The sequence below is a fragment of the Streptomyces sp. H51 genome (assembly GCF_035656535.1).
Lineage (GTDB): Bacteria > Actinomycetota > Actinomycetes > Streptomycetales > Streptomycetaceae > Streptomyces.
Genome location: NZ_JAYMHD010000051.1, coordinates 405692 through 431221 on the forward strand (window position 1 = coordinate 405692; position 25530 = coordinate 431221).

Genomic DNA, 25530 nt, shown 5'->3' on the forward strand with positions numbered 1-25530 from the left:
GCGGATCCGGTGGACGTGGTGGATCCGGAGGGGCCGGTGGATCCGGGGGGACCGGATGGTCCGCGGGACCGGAAGGACCTCACGGGTCGGACGGATCCGGGGGGACCGGGTGGCCCGTGGGGCCGGAAGGGCCCGGCGGACCCGGTGGCCCCGGAGGACCCGGGGACCCCGGTGGACCCGGAGGAACGAAGAGGCGGTTCACCTGGAAGAAGTTCCTGTTGATCGCCGTGGCGCTGGTGGCCGTGGGCTCCCTCGTCCAGGTCGTCGCGAAGAGCGGGGGGTTCGGCGGAGCGCTCAACACCACCGGAGAGAAGTCCGGGCACGGGAAGAGCCAGAAGCTCGAGTCGCCCTCCGAGAAGCCGAAGACGATCAAACTGGGCGGGCAGCGGATCCCGAGGCAGGCCGGACCGATCATCGTGGTCAACCCCGGCCTGGTCACGCCCGGCGGCAAGGCCACCGTCGAGGGCGCGGGCTTCGACGCCAGGTCCATGGTGGACGTGTTCCTGAAGACCTCGGCCAAGAAGGACGAAGGGAAGGGCATCGCGTCGGCGAAGACCGACAAGTACGGGTCGATCTACGCCCAGATCACCGTGCCCGAGAACGTCAGCAACGGCGCCGTCGTGGTCGCGCAGCAGCGTGGTGCGGAAAAGGCGGCCGAGGCCCAGCTCGTCGCGGGTGGCGTGGCCGGTTCCGTGAAGGCCAGCAAGATGGTGGGCAAGCCCGGTGACACGGTGTCGCTGAACGTCCGCGGTTTCGGGGCCGGTGAAACCATCGACGTCTACTGGGGCCGCGCCAGCGGCAGGCCGGACACCACGTTGACCGCCGACGGATCCGGCGGCATCGGCCGCGCGGACGTCAAGGTCGGGGTGGCCCCCACCGGCCCCAGCACGCTGATCCTGGTCGGCAGGAAGAGCCACACCACGGCCAGCGCGCCCTTCCAGGTCCTGGGCCTGTACCCGTCGATCAAGTCGTCGCCCTGGGCCCTGAAGTCCGGGCAGCGGATCAGTGTCTCCGCCAGTGGGTTCGCCCCCAACGAGCGCATCCTCTACTACATCAACAGCGCCGGCGGGATCCCCGCCTTCACCGCCAACGCGGACGCCAACGGCAGGTCCGGAATCGTCTCCTTCGACGTACCCTTCGGTTTGAAGGGCACGCAGAGCCTCACCGCGATCGGCGACCGGACCCGCGCCGTGGTCCGCTCCGCCTTCCAGGTGATGCCCTACACGCCGGCCGCCGAGCCGAGCACGTACTCCGGCAAGGCCGGTACGGCGGTGAGCTTCTACGTCACCGGATTCGCCCCGAGGGAGACCGTCAGCCTCTACGTCGGCGGCCCGAACGGCGACGCGAGAAGGATGACGACCTTCCAGGTCAACGACAAGGGCGCGGCCGACGCCGTGGGCTCCTACCAGATCACCAAGGCGGACGAGGGAGGCGTGAGCTTCAAGCTCGTCGGCACCAAGAGCGGCGGCGTGGCGAAGGCGTCCGTCAACTCGGCCCAGAAGGGCGGCCAGCAGCAGAACCAGGGCCAGAACCAGGGCCAGAACCAGGGTCAGAACCAGGGACAGAACCAGGGACAGCAGGGGCAGGGGCAGTAGGCCGGGCGGGCTGGACGAGCGGCCCGGAGCCGGCGGAGCGGCAGACTCGCAAGGAGAGCACCATGAGTGTCGTCTTCGGGCCCAACACCCGAGGGGTCCTGCAGTTTCTCACCCGCATCGAGGACCTGTCGGCGCAGCAGATCGACCGGGTGGCCGGCCTGTGGCGGCAGACCTCCAGCCAGACCCGCGCGGAGGCGTGGGCGGAGGTGCGGCGCACCACCACCGAGGAGGAGCGCTACCGCATCCTCGTGGCGGCTTCGGCGGCCCGCCGGGCGGCCCTGGACACGGCGCTGAACCACCAGAGGCACGACTGGGCGTTCTGGGCCGCGGTCTGGGACGCGGTGATGGCGATCGCCGTCTGCGACAGGATCGGCGGTCACTACGACGTCCTGATCGCCCCGGTCGCCGCCGTCATGCCGTCGCTCGAAGCCTGCCGGCCCGACCGGCTCGGCCCACGTCTCCTGTCGGACACCGTGTGCGGAAGGAGCGGGCAGCCATGAGCCACCGCATCACCGTCATGGTGGCCGACAACGACGCCGAGGTCCGCGAGGCGCTCGCGGACCTGGTCCGGTCCCATCCCTCCTTCGAGATGGTGGGGCTGGCCGTCGACCACGCGCAGACGGTCGCGGCGGTGAGCGAGAGGCAGCCGCGAGTGCTCGTCCTGGACGTGCACATGCCCAAGGGGGACGCCCCCGCCACCATCCGCACCCTCCGCGAACGCGCGCCGGACACCAGGATCCTGGCCCTGTCGGCCTACGCGGACCGGGAGACCGTGACCGACGTGCTCGCCTCCGGGGCCGTCGGCTACCTGGTCAAGGGCGCGCCCGCGGAGGAGATCCTGGAGGCGGTCAGCCGGGCCGCCCGCGACCAGTTCAGCATCCCGGCCGAGCTCGCCGAGGCCTGCCTGGTGCCCCTGCGGCGCGCTCACCGGCCGCAGGTGCCCGGGGCGGGAACCGCGCCCGTACGCATCGAGGAGAAGGCCTGCCTGGACATGCTCGAACAGGCCCCCTGCGCGGTGCTGGTCACCGGGGCCCAGGGCCGGATCGAACTCGCCAACGCGCCGGCCCGGCACATGTTCGGCTACAGCACGGCCGAACTGCGCGGCAAGCGGCTGCGGGACCTGCTGCCCGAACTCCCCGTCACCGGATCGGCCGGCGGAGCGGAGCTCGGGCCCGCGATACGGGGTCTGCGCCGGGACGGCTCGGAGTTCCCGGCCCGGATCGGCGGCGGCCGGCTGCGCGGCGGCCGTCCCCGGTACGTGGTGTACGTGACGGATCTGAGCGAAGCGGGCGCGACCGGTGACCGGCTGCGCCAGCTCGTCGAGTCGTCTCCCGACGCCATGGTGGTGGTGGACGCGGCGGGCCGCATCCTCCAGGCCAGCCCCCGCGTCGAAACCATGTTCGGCTACGGTCGTGAGCAGTTGCTGGGCATGCGCGTCGACGTACTGCTGCCCGACCAGGCGCTGGCCGTCTCGCTGCGCGACTGGACCGGCCCGCGCCAGGAACCGATGGCGCACAGCGTGGAACTGGTCGGCCGGCGCCATGACTCCAAGCAGTTCCCGGCCGACGTGAGCATCAGCCCGCTGCGCACCGCCGAGGGTGTGTTCACCGTGCTGACCGTCCGGGACATCACCGAGGTGCAGCGCGCGCAGTTCGTCCTCGAACGCAGCCTGGAACTCCTGGAGGGCACCGACCGGGACCGGCAGGCGCTGCTCAGCCACCTCATCTACGTGCAGGAGGAGGAACGCAGGCGCATCGCCGCCGACATCCACGACGACACCATCCAGGTCATCACCGCGGCCGCGCTGCGCCTGCAGCAGCTGCGCAGACGGCTGACGGATCCGAAGGACCTCCAGGTGACGGAGCGGCTGGACGAGACCCTGAAGCTCTCGCTGAGCCGGCTGCGGCAGCTCATCTTCGACCTGCGGCCCTCCAGCCTGGAGCACGGCAGCCTCGCCACCGCGCTGAAGACGCTGCTCGACCGGATGCGCGCCGAGACCGGCACCCACTACAAGTTCGAGGACCAGATGGTGGTCACCCTGCCGGTCGACACCATGGTGCTGATCTACCGGACCGCGCAGGAGGCCCTGATGAACGTGCGCAAGCACGCCCGGGCCACGATGGTGCGCGTCCAGCTGCTCGGCGTGGAAGAGGGCTGCCTGATGCGGATCGTCGACGACGGCGTGGGCTACGACCCGCGCGAAGTGGAGTCCCGCCCCGGCCACCTCGGTCTCACCCTCATCCACGAACGCGCCCGGATGGCGGGAGGCTGGAGCAGGGTGGAGAGCGAGCCGGGGACGGGCACCACGGTCGAGTTCTGGGTGCCGCTCACGGAGGCACTGCCCCCGGAGGCCGGGACGGAGGAGGGCGGTGCCTCCGCACCGGAGGACACCCGGCCATGAAGGCTCCGCCCGACCTCGTCACGGTGATGCTGGTCGAGGACCACCGGGCCGTCGCGGAGGGGCTGTGGGCCCTGCTCGACGAGTACGACGACCTGACGGTGGTCGGCTGGGCCGACTCCGTCGCCGAGGCCGTACCGATGGCCGAGCAGCTCTCCCCGCAGGTGGTGCTGATCGACTACCGGCTCCCCGACGGCACCGGCGCCGACGCCGCGGCCCGCATCCGGGCCCGCGACCCGGCCGTCGTGGCCGTCTTCCTCAGCGCCGACACCAGCGACGGCGCCCTGCTCGCCGCGGCCGAGGCGGGCGCGAGCGGCTACCTGCTCAAGTCGGCGGGCGGTGACGAGATCGCCAAGGCGATCCGCGCGGCGGCCGCGGGCGAGATCCTCATCCCCGCCCGTACCCTCATGGAGGTCCTCGCCCGTCACCGCGAGACCACCCGTGTCTCCGACCAGCACGCGGAACGACTGGGCAGACTCACCGCCCGGGAGGAGGAGATCCTGGTCCTCATGACCCAGGGGCTCGACAACCGGGCCATCGCCGACCGCCTGACCATCAGCTACGCCACCGTACGCACCCACGTACGCGGGATCCTCGAGAAGCTGGAGGTCCGGTCCCAGCTCGAGGCGGTCGCCAAGGCCTTCGAGTGGGGCCTGCGCGCGCCCGCCCCGGACGCGGCACCGGAGCCGGACGGAGCGTGACGGGTCCGTTCCGGCTCCGGCGCCGCCCTGCGGGAAGGCCGCCGCGGCGGAAACCGCCTAAAGTGAGCGAAACGCCGCTCAGGGCGACGCCGCCGCGGGCGGCGACGACGTCGACCGTGCGGCCGGAACCGGCCGCAGAACCGGTGCGGGACCAGGGCCGGACCGACGTTCCACGAGGTCATGGCAGACGCGGATGTTCCGTCCGGTGGACATCGACGGCGGCCGGGCCGGTGCCGGAAAGAGGTGAGCGGTGAGCATCTGGGGGAAGCGCGGACGACCCGCCGACCGCGGGACGACCTGCACACAGGCGGCCCGGGCCCTGCAGGCGTACCTGGACGGGGAGACCGACGAGGCGACCGCCCGGCGGGTGGCGGCCCATCTGGAGGACTGCCACCGCTGCGGACCGGACGCCGAGACCTACCGGAGGATCAAGGACGCGCTCGCCCGCCGGCCGGAGCCGGACCTCGACGCGGTCGAACGGCTGCGCGGATTCGCCGGGGGACTGCTGCGGAGCGACGCGGACGGGCAGCACAAGCGCAGGACCGGGGTGTGAGACCGGTGCGGACGGCAGGAGCGGGTGGCCCGCCGGAGCCGTCCGAGACGCCGCTGTCGGAGGCGGGCTTCCGGACCGCGGGCCGTCGGGCAGGACCCGGCCCACCGCGCACCTGCGGCCGGGCGCGCACCGGTGGCCGACCGCGCACCGGTGGCCGGGCGCGGTCCGAGCCGGACGGGCAGCTGCACCCGGGCGCGTGGCGGGTCCCTGCCGCCGCACCCGGAGGGCGAGTGTTCCGTGCCGACCGCGCGGATCCGCACGCCACGGTCCGTCGGCCGCCCGACCGATGGGACGGGGCGAGCCGGTTCACCCTTTCGGCCGAGGGCGGGAAGACCTTCATCCGGCCCGCCGCGGTGCCGGACCGGTCCATCCGGATCAGCCGGACCGCCGCGGGAATCCGCCCGCGCCGGCCCGCCTGCGCCGGCCGGTGGCCCGGCCGGCCGCGGACCGGCGGGGCAGTGCGGACAAGGGCGTCGGCGCGGTGGCGTGTCCGGACCTCGGCCGCGCGGTGCCGGTCGCACCCGGCGCGGCCACTCGCGGCACTCCGCCCGCCACCGGCACCGCGCGCGGGCACCCGGTTCCGTCGTGCGCCGGAAGTCCGCGTTACGAGGTGTCCGTCCGCGTGGAATGCTCAGGTTGGCCTGGGGGATACCAGCCCGTGGGAGACAGTGTGGCCGAGCCGTCTGAGGTGCGGGACGAGGCGTTCGTGGAGTTCGTGCTGCCCGAGGTGGAGGTGCTGCTGCGGGTGGCGATGACGCTCACCGCGCAGCCCGCGGACGCCGACGACCTGGTGCAGGAGACACTGTTGCGCGCCTACCGGGCGATCGACCGGTTCGACGGCGAGCATCCGCGCGCCTGGCTGCTGACCATCATGCGCCGGGTGGAGATCAACCGGCACCGCCGCCGCAGGCCCCACCTCCTCGACGACCCGGACACCGACCTCGACCGCGTGCCGTCCGCCCGGGCGGTGGCCTCACCGGAGGACGTGGTGATCGGCGAGGGCTTCGAGGAAGCGGTCGGCGCCGCGCTGGCCGCCCTGCCCGACAAGCACCGTGAGGTCGTACGGCTGGTGGACATCGGCGGGCTGAGCTACGCGGAGGCCGCCGAGGTGCTCGGTGTGCCGGAGGGGACCGTGATGAGCCGGCTGCACCGGGCCCGCAAGCGCATGCGGACCCAGCTCGTCGCGGCCGGACTCGCACCGAAGCCGAACGGCAGGAGGGCGTGACCCGGGGGGCCGCCCCCGACCCGACCCGCTCGCCCCGGTGCGGTGCCCCGTATCCGACCACCATCCGCTCCGTCGTCCCTGGCGAGGCGGGTCCGCTGTCCGAGGGTCCGCTGTCCGAAGCCCCGCACGTCGGTTCCCACGCGGACGGCACGGGCGGAGGCGGTCTGGTGCACGACGATCCCGAGCCGGCATCCGAGTGCGACGGCGCCAGTGCGACTGCGCCAGTGGGTCCGGGCGGGCCCGTCTTCCGCCACCCGCCGCCGGACAGCCCCTGCCGTACTTCCGTCCGGTGCGGCAGCAGGACGTCGCCCTGACCGAGGATCGAACCGCGTCACGGCCCGCCCCCGCGGGGACAGGCCGCAGCGGCGCCCACGACCGCCGGCCGGACGGACGAAGGTCCGTGGAGGTCCGCTCAGGCCGAGGCCCGCCGGACCAACCGGGTCGGGATGATCACGGAGGACGGCGGACGGCCGACGCTGCTGCCCGGCGCCTGCCGGTCGAGGCTGCGCAGCAGCAGTCGCACCACCAGCCGCCCCATCTCCTCGATCTCCTGGCGGACCGTGGTCAGCGGCGGATCGGTCAGCTCGGCCACCTTCGCCATGTCGTCGAAGCCGACCACCGCCACGTCCTCGGGCACCCGGCGCCCGCGTTCCCGCAGGACGCGCAGCGCGCCCACGGCCATGAGGTCGGAGGCGACGAAGACCCCGTCCAGGTCGGGGACGCGGTCCAGCAGCTCGGCCATCGCCTGCGCGCCGCTCGCTTCGCTGAAGTCGCCCTCGACGACGAGCCGGGGGTCGGCGTCCATCAGGATGTCGTGGTAGCCGTCGAGCCGGTCGACGGACGCCATCTGGTCCATCGGCCCGGTGATCGTCGCGATACGGCTGCGTCCCAGCGAGATGAGGTGGCGGACAGCCTCGCGGGCGCCGCCGCGGTTGTCCGAGTCGACGTAGAGGAGGTTGCGGTCCGTCTCCGCTCCCGGCCAGCAGGGACGGCCGCCGAAGACGGTCGGGATGCCGACCCGGCGGACGATGTCCGGCAGCGGGTCCTCGTCGTGCAGGGAGAACAGCACGGCACCGTCGACGTGTCCGCCGGCGAGGTAGCGGCCCACCCGCTCGTAGTCGGCCGCTCCCTCCGTGAGCAGCAGGACCAGCTGGTGGTCGTGCCCGGCCAGCTCCCGGCTGATGCCCAGGAGCTGCTCGGCGAAGAAGGGGTTGGTGAAGACCTTGGTCTCCGGCTCCGCGGCGATGACGGCGATCGCCCCGGTGCGCCGGGTGACCAGGGTACGGGCCGCCTGGTTCGGCACGTACCCCAATTCGTCGACGGCACGGCGCACCTTCTCCACCAGGGCCTCGCGCACTCCGTCGCCCCCGTTGACGACTCGGGACACGGTGGCCCGCGAGACGCCCGCCCGTGCGGCGACGGCTTCCAGCGTGGGGCGGCGCACGGAGATCTGGTCGGACAAGGAACGCTCCTCTCAGGGATCCTGAACAGCGTAACCCCCGGGTGGCCCACTGGCCGCCGTTCTTTTAGAGAGCGCTCTCATGTCAGCTTGCGCGCGCCGCACGTCCGCGCCGGGCACACGGCCCCCGGCTCGCCGGACCCGGCGTGGGCCCGGCCGGGCCGGGAGGCCCGCGCCGGGTCAGGAGCGCGGCAGCCCGGAGCGCGCCACCACGTCCGCGTACCACAGCGCGCTGTCCTTCGGAGTGCGGCGCTGGCTGGCGTAGTCCACGTGCACCATGCCGAATCGCTTGCTGTAGCCGTAGGCCCACTCGAAGTTGTCCAGCAGCGACCACAGGAAGTACCCGCGGACGTCGGCGCCTTCCGCCATCGCCCGGTGCACCGCCTCCAGGTGCGCTCCGAGGTACGAGATCCGTTCCGGGTCGTGAACGGCACCGTGCGGGTCGGCGTAGTCGTCGTAGGCCGCGCCGTTCTCGGTCACGAGCAGCGGGGTGTCCGGCAGCTCGTCCCGCAGCCGGGTCAGCAGTTCGTACAGGCCGTCGGCGTCCACCGGCCAGTCCATGGCGGTGCGCGGGCCCCGGGCGGGCAGGAACATCGCCCGGTCCTGAGCGGCGGGCCAGGCCGACGGCAGCGGGTGGGAGCCGGCGGCGACCACGGTGGGCGTGTAGTAGTTGATGCCCAGGCTGTCGACGGGGCGGGAGATGATCGCCAGGTCGCCGTCCCGCACGAAGGACCAGTCGGTGAGCGCCGCGGTGTCCGCCCGCAGGTCGTGCGGATAGCGGCCGTGGAAGACCGGGTCCAGGAAGACGCGGTTGGCCAGCGCGTCGATCCGCCGAGCCGCGTCCACGTCGGTGGGGCCGTCGCTCAGCGGGCGGACGGCGGCGAGGTTGAGGGTCAGCGATACCTCGGCCGACGGCTGCACCAGCCGGCGCAGCACACCGACGCCCAGGCCGTGGGCCAGGTTCAGGTGGTGCGCCGCCCGCAGCGCGGCCTCCGGTTCGGTGCGGCCCGGCGCGTGGACGCCCTCGGCGTAGCCGAGGAACGCCGCGCACCACGGTTCGTTCAGCGTCGTCCAGGTGCCGACCCGGTCGCCCAGCGCGTCGGCGACGAGCGCGGTGTACTCGGCGAACCGGTGGGCGGTGTCACGCTCGGGCCAGCCGCCGGCGTCCTCCAGCTCCTGCGGGAGGTCCCAGTGGTAGAGGGTCAGCACGGGGTGGATGCCCTTGGCGAGCAGCTCGTCGACCAGGGCGCGGTAGAAGTCCAGGCCCTTCTGGCTGGCCGGACCGCGGCCCGTCGGCTGCACCCGGGGCCAGGAGACGGAGAAGCGGTAGTCCGTCAGGCCGAGGGCGGCCATGAGCGCCACGTCCTCGGGCATGCGGTGGTAGTGGTCGGCCGCGATGTCCCCGGTGTCGCCGTTGCGGACCTTCCCCGGCGTCCGGCTGAAGGTGTCCCAGATGGACGGTGTGCGACCGTCCTCGTGCGCGGCCCCCTCGATCTGGTAGGCGGCGGTCGCGGCACCCCAGCGGAACCCCGACGGGAACGTCCTCTCGGAGACGTCCGTGGTGCGGGGGGTGGCAGTGGTCATCGAAGCTCCATCGTGATGTCGTACCGAAGGCGCGGGCTGTGGCCGCTCCCCGGTGCTGCGTCGGTTGTGGAAGGGGTCGTCCGGCCGCGGACCGCCGGGCGGGGACGTACGGGCGGGCCCCCGGCCGGCCCGGCCCCGGGGCGGATGAGCGGGGCGGACGAAACCGCGCCGGGGCACAGGAAGACGGACCGGGGGCCGTCTGCGGCGTGACGTGGCGTCCGCGCCGGCAGGCGTGGTCGGCGCCGCGCCTACCCCTTGACGGCGCCCTGCATGATGCCGCCCACGATGTGCCGGCCGAGCAGGCCGAAGACCAGCAGCACGGGCAGTGTGCCGAGCAGGGTGCCGGCCATGATGACGGACTGGTCGTGCACGTACCCTCCGCCCAGCTGTCGCAGGGCGACCTGCACCGTCGGCTCCTGCGAGGTGAGGGCGATGATCGGCCAGAAGAAGTCGTTCCAGGAGGCCATGAAGGTCAGGATCCCGAGTACCGCCATGCCCGGCCGTGCGACCGGGACGACGATGCTCCAGAAGATCCGCGCCGTCGACGCGCCGTCGACCCGCCCCGCCTCGATCAGCTCGTCGGGCAGTGCCTGCACCAGGTACTGGCGCATGAAGAAGACTCCGAAGGCGGACACCAGCCCGGGCAGGATGACGGCCTGGAGCTGGTTCACCCAGTGCAGCTCGGCGATGACCATGAACAGCGGGATCACCCCGAGCTGGGGCGGGATCATCATGGTGCCGACGGTGAGGGCGAGCAGCGCGTTGCGGCCCCGGAAGCGGAGCTTGGCGAAGGCGAAGCCGGCCAGGGTGGAGCACATGACGGTCCCCACCGTCACCGATCCGGAGACGATCAGTGAGTTGAGCAGCGCCTTGCCGATGTCGGCCTGCTCCAGCACCTGGCGGAAGTTGTGCATCAGGTTGCCGCCGGGCAGCAGCGCCGGGGGCCTCCTGGCCAGATCCGCGTTGGAGCGGGTGGCCGCGACGATCGTCCAGTAGAAGGGGAACGCCGAGAACAGGGCTGCCGCGATGAGGATCACGTACGCCAGACGGCCCCCGTGGTGCTGGCCCCCCGCCCGCCCCCCGCGCGGGCGGGAGACAGGACGGGTACCCGGATCGGCGGACTCGCGGGTGCGCTGCGGTGTGGCGAGTGTGGTCATCGCTCGGTGGTCTCCTTACCGCTGCGGCGACGGGCGATGGCGGTGTTGACCAGCACCAGCAGGACGATGAGCAGGAACATCACCCAGGCGATGGCGGCGGCACGGCCGAGGTGGAAGAAGCCCCAGCCCTGCTCGTACATGTACAGGCCGAGGGTCTGGTACTGGTGCGAGATGCCGCCGGAGATGCTTCCCTCGAACAGCAGCGGTTCGCCGAACAGCTGGGTGGCGCCGATGGTGGACACCACGACGGTGAACAGGACGGTGGGGCGCAGTCCGGGCAGCGTGACGTGAAGGAACTGCCGGAAGCGTGAGGCGCCGTCCAGCTCGGCCGCCTCGTACAGCTCGGCCGGGATCGACTGCATGCCGGCCAGGTAGATCAGCGCGTTGTAGCCGGTCCAGCGCCAGGTGACGATGGTGGACACGGCGATCTGCGAGGCGACCGTGCCGGACTGCCAGTCGACCGGGTCGATGCCGACCAGGCCGATCAGGTAGTTGATCAGGCCGAAGTCGCGCCCGAAGAGCTGGGCGAAGACCAGGGTGGCCGCGGCCACGGAGGTGGCGTAGGGCAGCAGCATGGTGACGCGGAAGAAGTTGCGGCCGCGCAGCTTGTAGTTGAGCAGGTGGGCCAGGCCGAGCGCCATCAGCAGCTGCGGGACGGTGGAGATCACGCCGATGGTGAAGGTGTTGCGCAGCGCGGTCCAGAAGAACTCGTCGCCGAGGATCGCGGTGTAGTTGCCCAGGCCCCGCCATTCCATCTCCCCCGGTGTCTGCAGCTCGACGCGGTAGAAAGCGACGTACGCGGTGTAGAGCAGCGGGAACAGCCCGAAGGCGGCGAACAGGGCGAAGAACGGAGTGACGTACGCGTACGGCGACAGCCGGGCCAGGTGCCGCCGCAGGGGGGCCGGTGGCCGCGCCGTCCGCCGCGGGGCGGTGGCGGTCAGGGTCATGGTGAGACCTTCGATCGAAGAGGTCCGGCAGGGACGTCAGGGGGAGGGGCGCGAAGGAGCGGCGGAGCCGGGGAGGAGGAAGGACCTTCGCGCCCCACGGCGGCCGGCGGCTCGTCAGCCGACCGCGTTCTCGATGCCCTTCTCGGCGTGGCTCCACGCGGTGGCGCCGCTGGTGCCCTTGCGTTCGACCTCGCCGAGCGCGTTGGTGATCTGCACGTTCACGTCGTTGTCGTGCACGCCCATCACCTGGACGGGAGAGGTCTCGGCGGCCTTGCCGAAGATCTCACCGATCGGAGCGTTGCCGAAGTAGGCGTCCTTGACGTCCTTGACCGCCTCGATGGCGCCGACGCTGGAGGGGAAGCTGCCCTGCTTCTTGAAGAGCTTCTCCTGCTGCGGAGCCGCCGTCAGCCACTTGATCAGGGCGTAGGCCTCCTTCGCGTGCTGCGAGCCCTTGGGGATGGACAGGTACGAGCCGCCCCAGTTGCCGGCCGCGCCGCCGGGCAGCGGGGCGACGTCCCACTTGCCGGTGCCGGCGGCACCGGCCTGGCCCTTGATGTAGCCGAGCATCCAGGCGGGGCAGCCGATGGTGGCGAAGGAACCGCTGCTGAACGCCTGGTTCCAGGCCGGCGTCCACTGGGCGAGCCTGGCGCTCAACCCGTCCTGGGCGGCCTTGACCGACGTGTCCCAGGCCGACTTGACGGCCTGGTTGTCCTGGTAGATCAGCTTTCCGGAGGCGTCGTAGTAGCGCTCCTTCTGCTGCCCGATGATCAGCGAGTAGAGGCTGCCGACGCTGTCCATCCAGTGGCTCTTGGCGCCCGCCTTGGCCTGGTACCGCTTGCCCAGTTCGAGGTAGCCGTCCCAGTCGGCCCACTGCTTCGCCAGCTCGTCGCGGTCGGTGGGCAGCCCGGCCTTCTGGAACAGGTCGGAGCGGTAGCAGATCGCCTCCGGGCCGACGTCGGTGCCCAGGCCGAGGGTGCGGCCGTCGGGCGTGGCCATCCCCGCCCACTTGGCCTCGGAGTAGTCGTTCTTCAGGGCCTCGGCCCCGAAGGCGTTCAGGTCCTCGAACTTGTCGGCCTGCTGCTGGGTGACCGACGGGACGCGGCCCACCTCGATGCCCTGGACGTCGGCGAGGCCGCCGCCGCCGGCGAGCCGGGTCTGCAGCGCCTTCCAGTAGTCGGCCTCGTTCTCGGTGCTGGACTCCTTGATCGTGACGTTGGGGTGCAGCTTCTGGTACTCGTCGTACAGGCCGGCCTCCTTGAAGCCGAAGGTGCCGAACAGGTCGACCGTGAGAGTGACCTTCCCGTTCTTGCCGGGCGACTGGGAGGAGTCCGAGGAACCGGACCCGCAGGCGGCGAGGAGAGCACCGGCAAGTGCGACCGCCCCGAGTCTGAGGGTGGCTCGTCCGGCGGCTCGAGAGATGTGCATGGAAGCCTCCGATGGCTTCGGGGACGGAGTACGGGACAGGACCGCCGGGCGCTCTGAGAGCGCTCTCAAGCGGTTGTCAGAGTTTCCGCAGCGGCCCCCCGGACGTCAAGGGCCCTGCCGGCAACGGAATGAATCAAGCGGGCCCGGACGTGCCCGGCCGCGGCGGCCGGGCGGGCCGGTCCGGCGTCGAACGTGTGGCCGTGCGGGTGCCGCGCCCCTGGTCACGGGGGTGGGGTGGGACGTTCCGGGCGCCGGTCCGGCGTGTGTGCGGGTTCGGCCGGTGATTCATCCCCTTGAGTTCGCCATGGCGGCGGTCGCGGCCGGCCCACGCGCTGCCGCGCCGCAGTGGCCGGGGAAGCCCGGCCGTCGACGGCGGGCGGCCAACGGTTGAGAGCGCTCTACGCCGTCCGGCGGCGGGAGCGCGCCGCCCGAAGGTGTCAGCGCGACCCGACGATCTTGTCGGCGCCGGCCAACGCGCGCTTCCAGCCCGTCTCCCGCGAGATTCCGGCACTCTCCATCGCGCGCAGCTCGTCGTCGAACTCCCGCTGCACCGCGGTGTCGTCGGCCCCGGACACCCATACGGCCGTCCCGGCGGCGGCCTGGGTGAAGATCTCCCCGACCGGAGCGTTGTTGAAGTACGGGTCCTGGGCCAGCCTGACCTGCGCCTGCGCTCCCTGGCTGGACGGGAAGAGGCCGCGCCGGGTGAACAGCCTGACCTGCTGCTGCTCGGCGGTGAGCCATTCGACCAGTGCCGCGGCCTCCTCGGGGTGCTTCGACGTGCCGGGAATCGCCAGGTAGGAGCCGCCGACGTTGCCGGCCCTCCCGGGTGCGGGCGCCACGTCCCACCGGCCGGCGTAGCGGTCGCCGGCCCGGGCCTCGATGCGGTCGAGCATCCAGGCGGGGCAGATCACCGTCGCGAACCCACCGGACGACAGGGCCTTGTTCCACTTCGCGCTGTTCTGCGGCGCCTTGGCCGTCAGCCGGTCCTCGACGAGGCGGGCGGCATGCTTCCACGCCGTCTTCACGGCGGGGTTGTCCGCGTGCACGGGCTTGCCGTGTTCGTCGGTGTAGCGCACGCGCTGCTGCCCCATCTCGGCGGTGAACAGGCTCTCGGCGCTGTCCGTCCAGGCGTGGCCGGGCCCGGCCTTGGCCGCGTACTTCCTGCCGAGCGCCAAGTAGCCGTCCCAGGTGGACCACTTGGCCGCGAGCTTGTCGCGCCTGGTCGGAAGGCCGGCGGCCTTCAGGAGATCGGTGCGGTAGCAGATCGCCTCGGGTCCGCTGTCGGTGCCGACGGCCAGCACCCTGCCGTCCCCGGCCGTGGCGGCGGCGCTCTTCCACGGCAGGAGCCCCTGGTCGGCGGCGGCGAGGCCGACGGCCCTCAGGTCGGTGAAACTGCCCGCCCGGCGCCGCACCACGCCGGCCAGCCGGTCCGCCGACAGGCCCTGGACGTCCGCCAGTCCGGTGCCCGAGTCCAGCCTGTTCCTGAGGTTCTTCCAGTACCGGCCCTCGTCGGGCGTCCCGGACTCCTTGATGACGATGTTCGGATGGGCCTTCATGTACTCGTCGTACAGGCCCGCCTCCTTGAACCCGAAGGATCCGAACAGGTCGACGGTCAGGGTGATCCTGTTCGCGGAATCGCTGTCCGAGAGGGTGCAGGCGCCGGCCGCGAGGCAGACGGCGAGAGCCGCGGCGCCGAGAGCCAGTGGCCGGAATGGTCTGAACGGAGGCATGGGGATCGGTCTCCAGGTCGTGAGGCGGTGTCCGTGCGCCGACAACCTCTGAGAGCGCTCTCGGCCCGTACGACAGTGCAATCGGCCTGGCGCTCCGTCAAGTGTCTGAGCTGCATCGGGCGTTGTGGGCGAGTGGAAATCGGCACCTCGCCGTGAAGGCCCCTCGAAAGAACGGTGCACATGTGTTGACACTGTCCGGACGCTGTCCCTAGCCTCCCCATCTTGAAAACGCTCTCAAAAACCGTGAGGGCGCACCCTCCAGCCCAGCGCGACCGGCCACCGCCCGCGGCTGTTCCTCTCCTCGCGTATGTGCTCCACGGGAGCACATACGTCTGTCTGGTCGCGTGCGGCCCGCGCGACGCCTCACCAACAGGAGATTCCATGCACTCTGCGAGCCATCCGCCGCCCGGAGCGGCGGAGCGCGGCGCTCCAACGGACGCCTCCCCGGCCACTGGGCACAGACCCGCCCGGCCGTCTTCCCGGCACTCGCGGACCGCGGTCATCGGGCTGGTGGTCACCCTGCTCGGCGCCGTGCTGACCGTGCTCACCTCACAGTCCGCCAGCGCCGGAACCGTCGGCCAGGGCAGCTACACCACGACCCCTCCCGGCCCGCTGCCGTCGGGTTGTGGCGACCTGTCGACCAACCCCCGGCGCTGGGCCACGCCCAACGCCCCGTCGGGAGCGGTGCCCACCAACGACTGGTGGTCGTCGATCCTGTGGAAGCGCACCAACTGCGCCTACGGCGAGCCGCTGTTCGCGCAGCCGCTCGGCTACAAGGCCCAGTCCGGCGGCCTGGGCGTCTCCTACAGCACCACCCCGGCGATCTCCGGCAGCGCCAAGGGCGTCGGTGAGTACCACTACAACTACGCCGAGGACTTCACCGTCGGCGTCGCGGGTCTCGCCGCCCCCGAGGTGAAGGTCGACGACTGGACCGACTGGACCGTCAGCCCCCTGCTGACGGACGGCGCGCACACGCTGCGGGCCACCATCGGCTCCGGTCTGCCCTTCTCGTACTACCGCGCCACCGGCGGCAACGCGCAGATCAAGGGTTCCTCCACCGCGACCCTGAACGTGTGGTCCAACTCCGGCGGCACCATCGGCTACAACATCAACGGGCACGACTACGTCGCCTTCGCCCCGACCGGTTCCACCTGGTCCGTGAGCGGTTCCACCCTCACTTCCTCGCTGGGCGGCAAGGACTACTTCTCCGTCGCGGTGCTGCCGACCACGTCGTCGACCTCGGCGTCCGACCGGGCCGCGCTCGCGGACGAGTACGCCAAGTACGCCCACGACCACGTCACCGGTACCGCCGTCTCCTACACGTACGACGAGGCGACCAGCACCGTCACGACGACCTACAAGTACACCACCAAGGCGATGGAGGGAACGGGGACCGGTACGGTCGCCGCCCTGATGCCGCACCAGTGGCGGTACCTCGCCGGCGGCACCCCGCTGCCGGAGAAGTACATCTCCTCCCGCGGCCCGCTCAAGATCCTCGCGGGCATCGACTCCTTCACGACGTCGATGCTCTTCCACGGTGTCCTGCCCGAGGTGCCGGCGGTCGCCGACAGTTCCGGCTCCGACTCCACCACGCTGCAGAACTACCTGAACGCGGAGAAGGCCGACCCGGCCCGGCAGCAGAGCGACGACACCTACTGGACGGGCAAGGGGCTCGGACGGGCCGCGCGCCTGGCGGAGATCGCCGACCAGACCGGCAACACGGCGGTGCGCGACGCGGCCCTGGCCACGATCAAGTCGAAGCTGACGGACTGGTTCACCGCGTCGCAGAACGAGACGGGGCACCTGTTCTACTACGACGACAAGTGGGGCACCCTGATCGGCTACCCGGCCTCCTACGGCTCCGACCAGGAACTCAACGACCACCACTTCCACTACGGCTACTACGTCGCGGCCGCCGCGACCCTCGCCAAGTTCGACCCGGCCTGGGCCGCCTCCGGCCAGTACGGCGGCATGGTCGACCTGCTCATCCGCGACGCGAACAACTACGACCGCACCGACAAGCGCTTCCCCTACCTGCGTGACTTCGACATCTACAGCGGCCACGACTGGGCCTCGGGCCACGGCTCGTTCGCCGCGGGCAACAACCAGGAGTCGTCGTCGGAGGGCATGAACTTCGACAACGCGCTGATCCAGTGGGGCATCGCCACCGGGAACAAGACCGTCCGCGACGCGGGCATCTACATGTACACCACGCAGGCCGCCGCGATCCAGGACTACTGGTTCGACACCAAGGACGACGTCTACCCCTCCGACTTCAAGCACAAGGAAGTCGGCATGGTCTGGGGCAACGGCGGCGCCTACTCCACCTGGTTCTCCAGCGCGCCCGAGCAGATCCAGGGCATCAACCTGCTGCCGGTGACCGGCGGCCACCTGTACCTGGGCTACGACCCGGCGTACGTCAAGGCCAACTACCAGGAGATGCTGGACCAGAGCGGCAAGACCCAGCCCACCATCTGGACCGACATCTGGTACGAGTACCAGGCCCTCGGCGACGGCGCCGCGGCCCTCGCCAACTTCAAGGCGAACAACTCCTTCGCCTCGGAGGAGGGCGAGAGCAAGGCGCACACCTTCCACTGGATCCGCAACCTCGCCGCCCTGGGCACCGTCGACACCACCGTCACCGCGGACAGCCCGCTGAGCTCGGTCTTCGTGAAGAACGGCGAACGCACCTACGTCGCCTCCGACGCCACCGGCACGGGTTCGACGGTGCACTTCTCCGACGGAACCACCGTCGACGTCCCCGCCGGGAAGACGGTCGCCTCCGGAGCGCAGAACTGGAGCGGCGGCAACGGCACCCCGCCGTCGACGGACACCTCCACCCCGCCGTCGACGGACATCTCGACCCCGCCCGCGAGCACCAGCCCGCCCCCCGGCGGCGGCAACTCCTCGACGCTCTACGCGCAGACCGACGGGTCGCTGACCGCCGCGACGAGTGCATCCGGCAGTGTCCCGGTGCCCTCCGCCGACGGCGCCAACCACGACGGCAGCCCGTACCAGCCGGTGACGCTCACCGCCGGCGGTCTGACCGGCACCTTCAACGGCGGCACCCCGACCTTCGACCTCGCGGTCGACGCCGGCACCGCGGTCGGCAACGCCGTCCAGGTGCAGCTGTCCTACGACTGCACCGGCAGCGGCACCTGGAACCGTGTGGAGACCTACCACTACTACGCCACCGACCCGGTCCCGGGCTGGGAGCACTACAAGGAGACCTCCGGGCTGGTCTCGGCCACCGGTACCGCCTGTGACCTGAAGAACGGAAAGGTCCAGGCGAAGGTCTGGAACGCCCTGGGCAGCAACCCCGGCGCCCTGGGCACCGGCGACCTCTCGGTGTTCAACCTGCCTTACACGATGACCGACGGCGGCGGCAGCCCGTCGGCCTCGGCCACGTCGACCACGACGTCGGGAACGGGTATCACCTCGCCGACGCTGTACCTGCAGAACGACGGTTCGCTGACCCCCGGCACGAGCGCCGCCGGCAGCGTCTCGGTGACCGCCGGCGACGGCGCGAACCACGACGGCAGCCCGTACCAGCCGGTGACGATGACCGCAGCCGGTGTCAACCTCACCTACAACGGCGGCACCCCGACCTTCGACCTCGCGGTCGACGCCGGCACCGCGGTCGGCAACGGCGTCCAGGTGCGGCTGTCCTACGACTGCACCGGCGACGGCAGCTGGGACCGTGTGGAGACCTACAACTACTTCGCCACCGACCCGGTGGCGGGATGGGAGCACTACACGCAGTCCAAGGGTCTGGCCTCGTCCAGCGGCTCGACCTGTGACCTGAAGAACGGAAAGGTCCAGGCGAAGGTCTGGAACGCCCTCGGCACCAGCGCCAGCGCCCTGGGCACCGGCAACCTCTCCGTCCTGCACCTGCCGTACGCCTGACGGACGCGGCGGGCCGGCCTGGACCCCCGAGGGGTCCAGGCTTCCCCGGCTCGAACGGGTGCCGCGTCATGGGGATCCCGTGACACGTGAGAGGTCCTGAGGGGTGAGCGGGACACCACAGAACACCCTCCAGTACCGCTTCGACAGGCCGGGTCCGGAAGAGGCCCCGGTCCTGATCCCAGGTCCCTCACCGGGCACCACCTGGCACAGGTTGTCATAGGCGTCCGTGGGCGCTGGTCCATTGCGGGCATGGAATTGCAGGTCAGCGCCTTCTGGTCCGGGAGGGTCCGCGCAATTCGTGACAGGTGATCGCTGGTGATACGGCGGAGCCCCGTCGGGAACCATCACCACGGGGCTTCTTCACCGAGCAGGCCACGACAGGGTGCAACTCCTGTCCCGACGCCGGCCCAGGCGATGGCGAAGTCGATCGTGTCACCTCGCAGTCGGCCGAGATCACCGAGATGAACAAGACGCTCGGCAAGCAGTGGATCCCCGGGCCGGCCGGGCCTCGGGGCAGCCGTCGAACGGCCGCCCCGAGGCCCGCGGGCGGCGGAGCGGCGGCGGCGACCCGGTCCGGCGTCGGCCGCGTGCCGCACCGACAGGGCGAGTGTCAGCGCCCGTCTGACGGATCGGCCGGACGCTCCGCCGTGACCAGCCACGACGTACTGCGCAGCCGGACCGTGCCGTCCGCCGCCTCGTGGTCGCGCAGATGGTCCGTCAGGGTACGGAGGACACGAGCCTGCGCGGGCTGGTCGGCCTGGTCCAGCAGATGGCGACCGGGTCCCGTCCCCAGCAGGAACCGTGCCGCGTCCTCGGCCCCGCGTCCCCAGACCCCGTACGCCTCCACCTGCTTGATCGCGATGCCGGTGAGTCCGGCCCGGGTGAGGACGTCGCGGATGCGGTCCGGGTCGGCGAGCGAGAACATGCCGGGCAGCCCGGGCTGCCCGAAGTCGCCGACGGGCAGGAGATCGCGCAGTGACGCGACCGCCGCCACCCACTCGTTGAGCGCGGCATCGGCAGGGCAGACGAACGCCAGACTCCCGCCGGGCCGCAGTGCCTTGGCGACGTTGCCGAAGGCCGCCACGGGGTCGGCGAAGAACATCACCCCGTAGCGGCTGATCGCCGCGTCGAACGCACCCGCCTCGAAGGGGTACGCCTGCGCGTCGCCCTGTGTGAAGGAGACGTTGGCTACGCCCTCCCGCGCCGCTCGCGCCCGGGCCTCGGCCAGCATCGGGCCGGACAGGTCCAGACCCAGCGCGCGCCCTCGGGGCGCCCGGAGAGCGGCGCGGCGGGTGGTCTGCCCGGAGCCGCAACCGAGGTCGAGGGTCCGGTGGTCCCCGGTGATTCCGGCGGCGTCGAGGAGCGGCTCGTCGAAGCCCTCGTTCACGGCGTTCCAGCGGTCCTGGTTGCGGGCCCAGTGGACTCCTTCGGAGCCGTTCCACGCCTGCGCCTGCTCGGTGTTGACGATGTCCTGCACGGGAGCCTCCGGAGGTGCACGGGAGAGAATGGGCGTACGCCCAAACAATATGGGCGGCTGCCCAAACTTGCAATGCCGACTACTATCCGAAGCGTGCCTCCAGGGGGCTGTGGAGGCGGAACGGAGAAGGAGCCCATGTCACCGCGCGGAGTGGCGACACCGGACGTCCGCGAACGGCTGTTCGCGGCCGCCGAGCGCGTCGTGGAAAGGGACGGGCCCGGCGCGCTCACCAGCCGGTCCGTCACCACCGAGGCGGGCTGCGCCAAGGGACTGCTGCACACGCACTTCGCGGGACTGGACGAGTTCGTGGCCGAGCTCTGCCTCGACCGGTTCGCGCGGACGGCGGCGAAGGCGCGGGAACTCTCGGGGCTCGCCGGCCAGGGCACGGTGGCACGGAACCTCGAGGCCGTGGCCCTCGCGCTGTTCGACTCCGGCGGTCCCGCCATCTCGGGCCTGGCCATGACGCGTCCCGCCGCCGCGCTGCGCATCCGCGAGGCACTGGAAGGCGGGGCTCCTGGCTTCATGGCGATCCAGGAGGCCATCACCGGCTACCTGAAGGCCGAGCGGGAGCTCGGCCGGGTGACGGAGAACGTCGATCCGTGCACGGTGGCGCTCGCGGTCGTCGGCACCGCACATCACCTCCTGATGACGAGCTGGCCGGGCACGCCTGACCCACGGCCCCTGATGACGCGGCTGGTGACGGCGTTCGTCGACGGCTCGGTCCGGTCGTAGACGACCGGACCGAGCATCTCGTGCCCTGCGGTTCAGCAGGCGGTAGTCGGTGGCGACGGTCTCAACGGACCTCGTGAACTCGGCCACAGCCGGGCGACGTCGTCACGGGTCAGCGGTGCCCGTCGTCGCTCATGCCCCGCATCATCAGCGTCATCACGGCCGGACAGGCGAACGCGGCGAACAGCCAGCCGATGCTGACGATGCCGGTGGCGACCAGTACGACCGCGACGATGATCATAGGGATGCGGCAGGCGTTCATCATCCGTCCGTGACCGCCATGCCGCTCCAGGTTTTCGCCAGGGCGGGACGGCTGCGGTGCGGGTACGCCCCGAACCGGATCCGGGTGCGGGCCGGGCGTCCGCTGCGGCTGGTGGGCATCGACCGTGTGCTCGCCGAGGTACGCCCCGAGGACAAGGCCGCCGAGGTCGCCCGCCCGCAGGCCGAGGGCCGCAGGGTCGGCATGGCCGGCGACGGCATCAACGAGGCCCCGGCGCTGGCCCGGGCCGATGTCGGGCTGGCGATCGGCACCGGCACCGACGTCGCCATCGAGGCCGCCGACGTCACGCTGATGTCCGGCTCCCCGGCCGGCATCCCCACCACCATCCGGCTCTGGCTCAACCACGGCGGCGACCGGCAGACCAACGCCGTCCTGCACCGCATCGTGTTCACCCGGCTGCGCCACGACCCCCGCACCCAGGCGTACTACGAACGCCGCACGAAGGAGGGCAAGACGCGGCCTGAGATCATCCGATGCCTCGAACGGTATGCCGCCCGTGAGGTCTTCGACCTGGTCAGACCGGGGCCCAGCACCCCCGCATTTTAGGGGCGTCCGTGAGACGTGAGAGGGTCTGGGGCGTGAGTGAGACACCACCGAACACCCTGCAATACCGCTTTGACGGGCCGGAAGACGCTCCGGTCCTGATCCTGGGTCCCTCACTGGGCACCACCTGGCACATGTGGGACCGGCAGGTTCCGGAGCTGGCGAAGCAGTGGCGCGTCCTCCGGTTCGACCTGCCGGGGCACGGCGGCTCCCCGGCCCACCCGGCGGGCTCGGTGCCCGAGCTCGCGGCCCGGCTGCTCGACGTGCTCGACGGGCTCGGCGTACGGCGCTTCGGCTACGCGGGATGCGCGTTCGGCGGGGCGATCGGCATCGAACTGGCCCTGCGTCGGCCGGAGCGGCTCGCCTCGCTGGCGCTGGTCGCCGCCTCGCCCCGCTTCGGCACGGCCGACGAGTTCCGCCAGCGCGGCGTGATCGTCCGCACCAACGGCCTCGACCCCATCGCCCGCACGTCCCCCGGCCGCTGGTTCACCGAGGAGTTCGCGACCGCCCAGCCGGCCATCACCGAGTGGGCGGTGCAGATGGTGCGCACCACCGACCCCGGCTGCTACATCGCCGCCTGCGAGGCGCTCGCCGCGTTCGACGCACGGGCCGAACTCGGCCGCATCGGCGTGCCGACCGTGGTCCTCGTCGGCTCCGACGACCAGGTCACCGGCCCCGCCGAGGCCCGCACGCTGGTCGCCGGCATACCGGACGCCCGGCTCGCCGTGGTGCCGGGCGCCTCCCACCTGGTACCGGTGGAGCAGCCCGGCGCCGTCACCGACCTGCTGGTACGGCACTTCTCCACCGCCTGGCAGGCCGGCCCGGCCGAGCCCCCCACCGGCCGGACGGCCCTTCCCGCGGTCCCCGCCACGCCGGTCCCGGCCGCCCCCGCGCGGTCCGCGCCGATCGCCGAGATCGCCCCGGCCGCCGTCGCGCCCGCGCACCCCGCGGAACGGCCCGACCCCTACGACACCGGGATCAAACTGCGCCGCGAGGTGCTCGGCGACGCGCACGTCGACCGGGCGCTGGCCCAGGCCGGCGAGTTCTCGGGAGACTTCCAGGACTTCGTCACCCGCTACGCGTGGGGCGAGATCTGGGACCGGCCCGGTCTCGACCGCCGCACCCGGAGCTGTGTCACCCTCACCGCGCTGGTGGCGGGCGGGCACCTGGAGGACCTCGCCGCCCACACCCGCGCCGCGCTGCGCAACGGTCTGACCCCGGCCGAGATCAAGGAGGTCCTGCTGCAGGCGGCCGTCTACTGCGGCGTGCCCGCGGCCGGGCGCGCCTTCGAGGTGGCGCGGCAGGTCGTCCAGGAGGAGACCACTCCGGAGCAGTGACCGTGGACCGGGCGGTGGCCATGGACCGGGCAGTGACCGTGGACCGCGGGTCGGCCGTGGACCGGGCGGTGGCCGTGGACCGGACAGTGATCACGGCAGGGGCGGTGGTCGCGGGCCGGGTGGCCGGAGCACCGGGCTGGGCCGCCCCGGCCGCCGCGCGACGGGGCAGGATGGACGCATGAAGTTCACGAAGAAGTCCCACTCCTGCGTGCGCCTGGAGAAGGACGGGCGCACGCTCGTCCTCGACCCCGGAGGGTTCAGCGAGGAGGACGCCGCCGTCGGCGCCGACGCCCTCCTCGTCACGCACGAGCACCCCGACCACTTCGACGAAGGCCGGCTGCGGACCGCCATGGAGGCCAACCCGGCCGCCGAGATCTGGACGCTGAAGTCGGTCGCGGACCAGATCTCGGCCGCTTTCCCGGGCCGGGTGCACACCGTCGGTCACGGCGACACCTTCGAAGCCGCCGGTTTCGATGTCCAGGTCCACGGGGAACTGCACGCGGTGATCCACCCGGACATCCCGCGCATCACCAACGTCGGCTACCTGATCGACGGCGGGCAGGTCTTCCACCCGGGCGACGCGCTCACCGTCCCGGACCGGCCGGTGGGGACGCTGATGCTGCCCGTCATGGCCCCCTGGAACAAGATCTCCGAGGTCATCGACTACGTCCGCGAGGTCAAGCCGCAGCGTGCCTACGACATCCACGACGCCCTGCTCACCGACCTCGCCCGCCCCATCTACGATCGTCAGATCGGGGCCCTGGGCGGCGCCGAACACCTGCGCCTGACCCCCGGCGACTCGGCCGACGTCTAGGGACCGGGCGGGGCCGGGCGCCGCGGGCGGGGCGGACGGGTTGTCGTACCCGCCCGGTAGGTTGTCAGGCATGCGCATCGCGACCTGGAACGTGAACTCGATCACCGCCCGCCTGCCGAGGCTGCTGGCCTGGCTGGAGAGCAGCGGCACGGACGTCCTGTGCCTGCAGGAGGCCAAGCTGGCCGAGGAGCAGTTCCCGCTCGACCAGCTGCGCGAGCTGGGCTACGAGGCGGCGGTGCACGCCACCGGCCGGTGGAACGGCGTGGCGGTGCTCTCCCGCGTCGGCCTCGCGGACGTGGTCAAGGGACTCCCCGGCGACCCCGGTTACGACGGGGCGCGGGAGGCCCGCGCCGTCTCGGCGACCTGCGGCCCGGTCCGCGTCTGGTCGGTGTACGTGCCCAACGGACGCGAGGTCGGCCACCCCCACTACGCCTACAAACTCCAGTGGTTCGAGGCACTGAAGGCGGCGGTCGCCGGCGACGCGGGCGGCAGCAGGCCCTTCGCGGTGCTCGGCGACTACAACGTGGCGCCGACCGACGACGATGTCTACGACGTCGCCGCCTTCGAGGGCTCCACCCACGTCACCCCCGCCGAGCGGGCCGCCCTGACCGCCCTGCGCGAGGTGGGCCTGTCCGACGTGGTGCCGCGGCCGCTGAAGTACGACCACCCGTTCACCTACTGGGACTACCGTCAGCTCTGCTTCCCCAAGAACCGCGGCATGCGCATCGACCTGGTGTACGGCAACGAGCCGTTCGCCAAGGCGGTCACCGACGCCTACGTGGACCGTGAGGAGCGCAAGGGCAAGGGGGCCTCCGACCACGCGCCGGTGGTCGTGGACCTCGACGTGTAGTCGGCCGGATCCGCCCGCGGCGGCGCCCTCAGGCGGCCGGCACGGGCTGCCCGGCGACGACGGGGTGGTCGCGCTCGACCGGGCCGAGGTCGCCGGCGCCGCCCGGGGAGCCCAGCTCGGCGAAGAACTCCGTGTCCGCGGTGCGGAAGTCCGACCACTCCTGCGGCACGTCGTCCTCGAAGAAGATGGCCTCCATCGGACAGACCGGCTCGCAGGCACCGCAGTCCACGCACTCGTCGGGGTTGATGTACAGCTTGCGCGGCCCCTCGTAGATGCAGTCGACGGGGCACTCGTCGACACAGGCCTTGTCCTTGATGTCGACGCAGGGCTGGGCGATCACGTACGTCATGAGGAACTCCCCACGGTCCAGGTGTCGTTGCCGGTGAGAAGGGCGGCGAGGTCGCCCTTGCCGTGCAGTTCGACGGCCCGCTCCAGCTGGTCGGCCATCAGCGTGTCGTACACCGGCCGTTCCACGGACCGGAACACGCCGATCGGGGTGTGGTGCAGGGTGTCGGGGTCGGCGAGCCGGGACAGGGCGAACGCCGTCGTCGGCGAGGCGGAGTGCGCGTCGTGCACCAGGATCTCGCTCTCGTTGTCGGGGGTGACGGGGACGACCTGCAGATCGCCGGTGGCCCGGTCGCGGACCACGCCCTTGCTCCGGTCGGCGCCGAAGCGGATCGGCCGGCCGTGTTCCAGCCGGATCACCGTCTCCTGGGCCTGCTGTTTGTCCTTGAGGGCTTCGTAGGCGCCGTCGTTGAAGATGTTGCAGTTCTGGTAGATCTCGATGAGGGCGGTGCCGGGGTGGGCGGCGGCCTGGCGG

20 protein-coding genes and 2 pseudogenes are annotated in these 25530 nt (G+C 71.8%); 12 read left to right on the plus strand and 10 right to left on the minus strand.

Annotated elements, in window-relative coordinates; all coding sequences use genetic code 11:
* Positions 1-218: 218 nt before the first annotated feature.
* The 6 genes from VKA29_RS18600 (at position 219) to VKA29_RS18625 (ending at position 6472) form a co-directional block, all read left to right on the plus strand.
* The gene (locus VKA29_RS18600; RefSeq protein WP_324786960.1) at positions 219-1595 is read left to right on the plus strand and encodes a hypothetical protein; all 1377 of its coding nucleotides are present in this window, start codon (positions 219-221) and stop codon (positions 1593-1595) included.
* A 62-nt stretch (positions 1596-1657) separates the two neighbouring features.
* Positions 1658-2095 carry a hypothetical protein gene (locus tag VKA29_RS18605; RefSeq protein ID WP_324786961.1) on the plus strand — a complete coding sequence of 146 codons (438 nt, stop codon included), beginning with the start codon at positions 1658-1660 and terminating at the stop codon, positions 2093-2095.
* Positions 2092-3996, plus strand: a complete 1905-nt coding sequence (locus VKA29_RS18610) for a PAS domain S-box protein (RefSeq protein ID WP_324786962.1) — start codon at positions 2092-2094, stop codon at positions 3994-3996. The genes VKA29_RS18605 and VKA29_RS18610 overlap by 4 nt, the downstream gene beginning before the upstream one ends.
* Positions 3993-4694, plus strand: a complete 702-nt coding sequence (locus VKA29_RS18615) for a response regulator transcription factor (protein WP_324786963.1) — start codon at positions 3993-3995, stop codon at positions 4692-4694. Before VKA29_RS18610 ends, VKA29_RS18615 begins: the two co-directional genes overlap by 4 nt.
* A 250-nt stretch (positions 4695-4944) precedes the next feature.
* Positions 4945-5247 carry a zf-HC2 domain-containing protein gene (locus VKA29_RS18620; protein WP_324786964.1) on the plus strand — a complete coding sequence of 101 codons (303 nt, stop codon included), beginning with the start codon at positions 4945-4947 and terminating at the stop codon, positions 5245-5247.
* 670 nt (positions 5248-5917) lie between these two features.
* The gene (locus VKA29_RS18625) at positions 5918-6472 is read left to right on the plus strand and encodes an RNA polymerase sigma factor (RefSeq protein WP_324786965.1); all 555 of its coding nucleotides are present in this window, start codon (positions 5918-5920) and stop codon (positions 6470-6472) included.
* A gap of 412 nt (positions 6473-6884) precedes the next feature.
* On the opposite strand, the gene VKA29_RS18630 is transcribed toward VKA29_RS18625, so the two are convergent.
* From VKA29_RS18630 to VKA29_RS18655, 6 genes are all read right to left on the minus strand, one after another.
* Entirely contained in the window at positions 6885-7934 is a 1050-nt protein-coding gene (locus tag VKA29_RS18630) for a LacI family DNA-binding transcriptional regulator (protein ID WP_324786966.1), read from the minus strand.
* A 177-nt stretch (positions 7935-8111) separates the two neighbouring features.
* Positions 8112-9515 carry a GH1 family beta-glucosidase gene (locus tag VKA29_RS18635; protein ID WP_324786967.1) on the minus strand — a complete coding sequence of 468 codons (1404 nt, stop codon included), beginning with the start codon at positions 9513-9515 and terminating at the stop codon, positions 8112-8114.
* 248 nt (positions 9516-9763) lie between these two features.
* Positions 9764-10672 carry a carbohydrate ABC transporter permease gene (locus tag VKA29_RS18640; RefSeq protein WP_324786968.1) on the minus strand — a complete coding sequence of 303 codons (909 nt, stop codon included), beginning with the start codon at positions 10670-10672 and terminating at the stop codon, positions 9764-9766.
* Positions 10669-11619: a sugar ABC transporter permease gene (locus VKA29_RS18645; RefSeq protein ID WP_324786969.1), complete on the minus strand. Its 951-nt coding sequence runs from the start codon at positions 11617-11619 to the stop codon at positions 10669-10671. Before VKA29_RS18645 ends, VKA29_RS18640 begins: the two co-directional genes overlap by 4 nt.
* A gap of 114 nt (positions 11620-11733) precedes the next feature.
* A complete protein-coding gene (locus VKA29_RS18650) occupies positions 11734-13044 on the minus strand; it encodes an ABC transporter substrate-binding protein (protein WP_324786970.1) in 1311 nt (436 codons plus the stop codon).
* Positions 13045-13481: 437 nt separating this feature from the next.
* Positions 13482-14774: an ABC transporter substrate-binding protein gene (locus VKA29_RS18655; RefSeq protein WP_324786971.1), complete on the minus strand. Its 1293-nt coding sequence runs from the start codon at positions 14772-14774 to the stop codon at positions 13482-13484.
* A 381-nt stretch (positions 14775-15155) separates the two neighbouring features.
* Here VKA29_RS18655 and VKA29_RS18660 point away from each other — a divergent pair, with 381 nt between their 5' ends.
* Complete coding sequence (locus VKA29_RS18660; protein WP_324786972.1) at positions 15156-18680, plus strand: glycosyl hydrolase; 3525 nt, start codon at positions 15156-15158, stop codon at positions 18678-18680.
* A 610-nt stretch (positions 18681-19290) separates the two neighbouring features.
* On the opposite strand, the gene VKA29_RS18665 is transcribed toward VKA29_RS18660, so the two are convergent.
* Entirely contained in the window at positions 19291-20157 is an 867-nt protein-coding gene (locus tag VKA29_RS18665) for a class I SAM-dependent methyltransferase (protein WP_324786973.1), read from the minus strand.
* Between the two features lie 135 nt (positions 20158-20292).
* Here VKA29_RS18665 and VKA29_RS18670 point away from each other — a divergent pair, with 135 nt between their 5' ends.
* On the plus strand, positions 20293-20889 hold the full coding sequence (locus tag VKA29_RS18670; protein ID WP_324786974.1) for a TetR/AcrR family transcriptional regulator: 597 nt from the start codon (positions 20293-20295) through the stop codon (positions 20887-20889).
* A 109-nt stretch (positions 20890-20998) separates the two neighbouring features.
* On the opposite strand, the gene VKA29_RS18675 is transcribed toward VKA29_RS18670, so the two are convergent.
* The gene (locus VKA29_RS18675; protein ID WP_324786975.1) at positions 20999-21127 is read right to left on the minus strand and encodes a hypothetical protein; all 129 of its coding nucleotides are present in this window, start codon (positions 21125-21127) and stop codon (positions 20999-21001) included.
* A 132-nt stretch (positions 21128-21259) separates the two neighbouring features.
* Between VKA29_RS18675 and VKA29_RS18680 the strand changes: the two are divergent.
* From VKA29_RS18680 to VKA29_RS18700, 4 genes and pseudogenes are all read left to right on the plus strand, one after another.
* Positions 21260-21499, plus strand: a pseudogene (locus tag VKA29_RS18680) (hypothetical protein); the annotation flags it as partial.
* 245 nt (positions 21500-21744) lie between these two features.
* Positions 21745-23046 (plus strand): alpha/beta fold hydrolase, encoded by a 1302-nt coding sequence (locus tag VKA29_RS18690; protein WP_324786976.1) that lies wholly within the window; start codon positions 21745-21747, stop codon positions 23044-23046.
* 178 nt (positions 23047-23224) lie between these two features.
* On the plus strand, positions 23225-23860 hold the full coding sequence (locus VKA29_RS18695) for an MBL fold metallo-hydrolase (protein WP_324786977.1): 636 nt from the start codon (positions 23225-23227) through the stop codon (positions 23858-23860).
* A 70-nt stretch (positions 23861-23930) separates the two neighbouring features.
* Complete coding sequence (locus VKA29_RS18700) at positions 23931-24710, plus strand: exodeoxyribonuclease III (RefSeq protein ID WP_324786978.1); 780 nt, start codon at positions 23931-23933, stop codon at positions 24708-24710.
* A 28-nt stretch (positions 24711-24738) separates the two neighbouring features.
* Here the strand turns inward: VKA29_RS18700 and fdxA are convergent, their stop codons facing one another.
* Positions 24739-25059, minus strand: a complete 321-nt coding sequence (fdxA, locus tag VKA29_RS18705) for a ferredoxin (protein WP_324786979.1) — start codon at positions 25057-25059, stop codon at positions 24739-24741.
* Positions 25056-25530: pseudogene (locus tag VKA29_RS18710) on the minus strand (2-oxoacid:ferredoxin oxidoreductase subunit beta); the annotation flags it as partial. The gene fdxA and the pseudogene VKA29_RS18710, both read right to left, overlap by 4 nt.

Excerpts from the sequence above, each read along its gene's own strand:
- VKA29_RS18670 (WP_324786974.1), top strand. The coding sequence starts at position 20,293 with ATGTCACCGCGCGGAGTGGCGACACCGGACGTCCGCGAACGGCTGTTC.
- VKA29_RS18645 (WP_324786969.1), bottom strand. The coding sequence starts at position 11,619 with ATGACCCTGACCGCCACCGCCCCGCGGCGGACGGCGCGGCCACCGGCC.
- fdxA (WP_324786979.1), bottom strand. The coding sequence starts at position 25,059 with ATGACGTACGTGATCGCCCAGCCCTGCGTCGACATCAAGGACAAGGCC.
- VKA29_RS18675 (WP_324786975.1), bottom strand. The coding sequence starts at position 21,127 with ATGATCATCGTCGCGGTCGTACTGGTCGCCACCGGCATCGTCAGCATC.
- VKA29_RS18605 (WP_324786961.1), top strand. The coding sequence starts at position 1,658 with ATGAGTGTCGTCTTCGGGCCCAACACCCGAGGGGTCCTGCAGTTTCTC.
- VKA29_RS18640 (WP_324786968.1), bottom strand. The coding sequence starts at position 10,672 with ATGACCACACTCGCCACACCGCAGCGCACCCGCGAGTCCGCCGATCCG.
- VKA29_RS18655 (WP_324786971.1), bottom strand. The coding sequence starts at position 14,774 with ATGCCTCCGTTCAGACCATTCCGGCCACTGGCTCTCGGCGCCGCGGCT.
- VKA29_RS18660 (WP_324786972.1), top strand. The coding sequence starts at position 15,156 with ATGCACTCTGCGAGCCATCCGCCGCCCGGAGCGGCGGAGCGCGGCGCT.
- VKA29_RS18635 (WP_324786967.1), bottom strand. The coding sequence starts at position 9,515 with ATGACCACTGCCACCCCCCGCACCACGGACGTCTCCGAGAGGACGTTC.
- VKA29_RS18615 (WP_324786963.1), top strand. The coding sequence starts at position 3,993 with ATGAAGGCTCCGCCCGACCTCGTCACGGTGATGCTGGTCGAGGACCAC.
- VKA29_RS18610 (WP_324786962.1), top strand. The coding sequence starts at position 2,092 with ATGAGCCACCGCATCACCGTCATGGTGGCCGACAACGACGCCGAGGTC.
- VKA29_RS18650 (WP_324786970.1), bottom strand. The coding sequence starts at position 13,044 with ATGCACATCTCTCGAGCCGCCGGACGAGCCACCCTCAGACTCGGGGCG.
- VKA29_RS18695 (WP_324786977.1), top strand. The coding sequence starts at position 23,225 with ATGAAGTTCACGAAGAAGTCCCACTCCTGCGTGCGCCTGGAGAAGGAC.
- VKA29_RS18700 (WP_324786978.1), top strand. The coding sequence starts at position 23,931 with ATGCGCATCGCGACCTGGAACGTGAACTCGATCACCGCCCGCCTGCCG.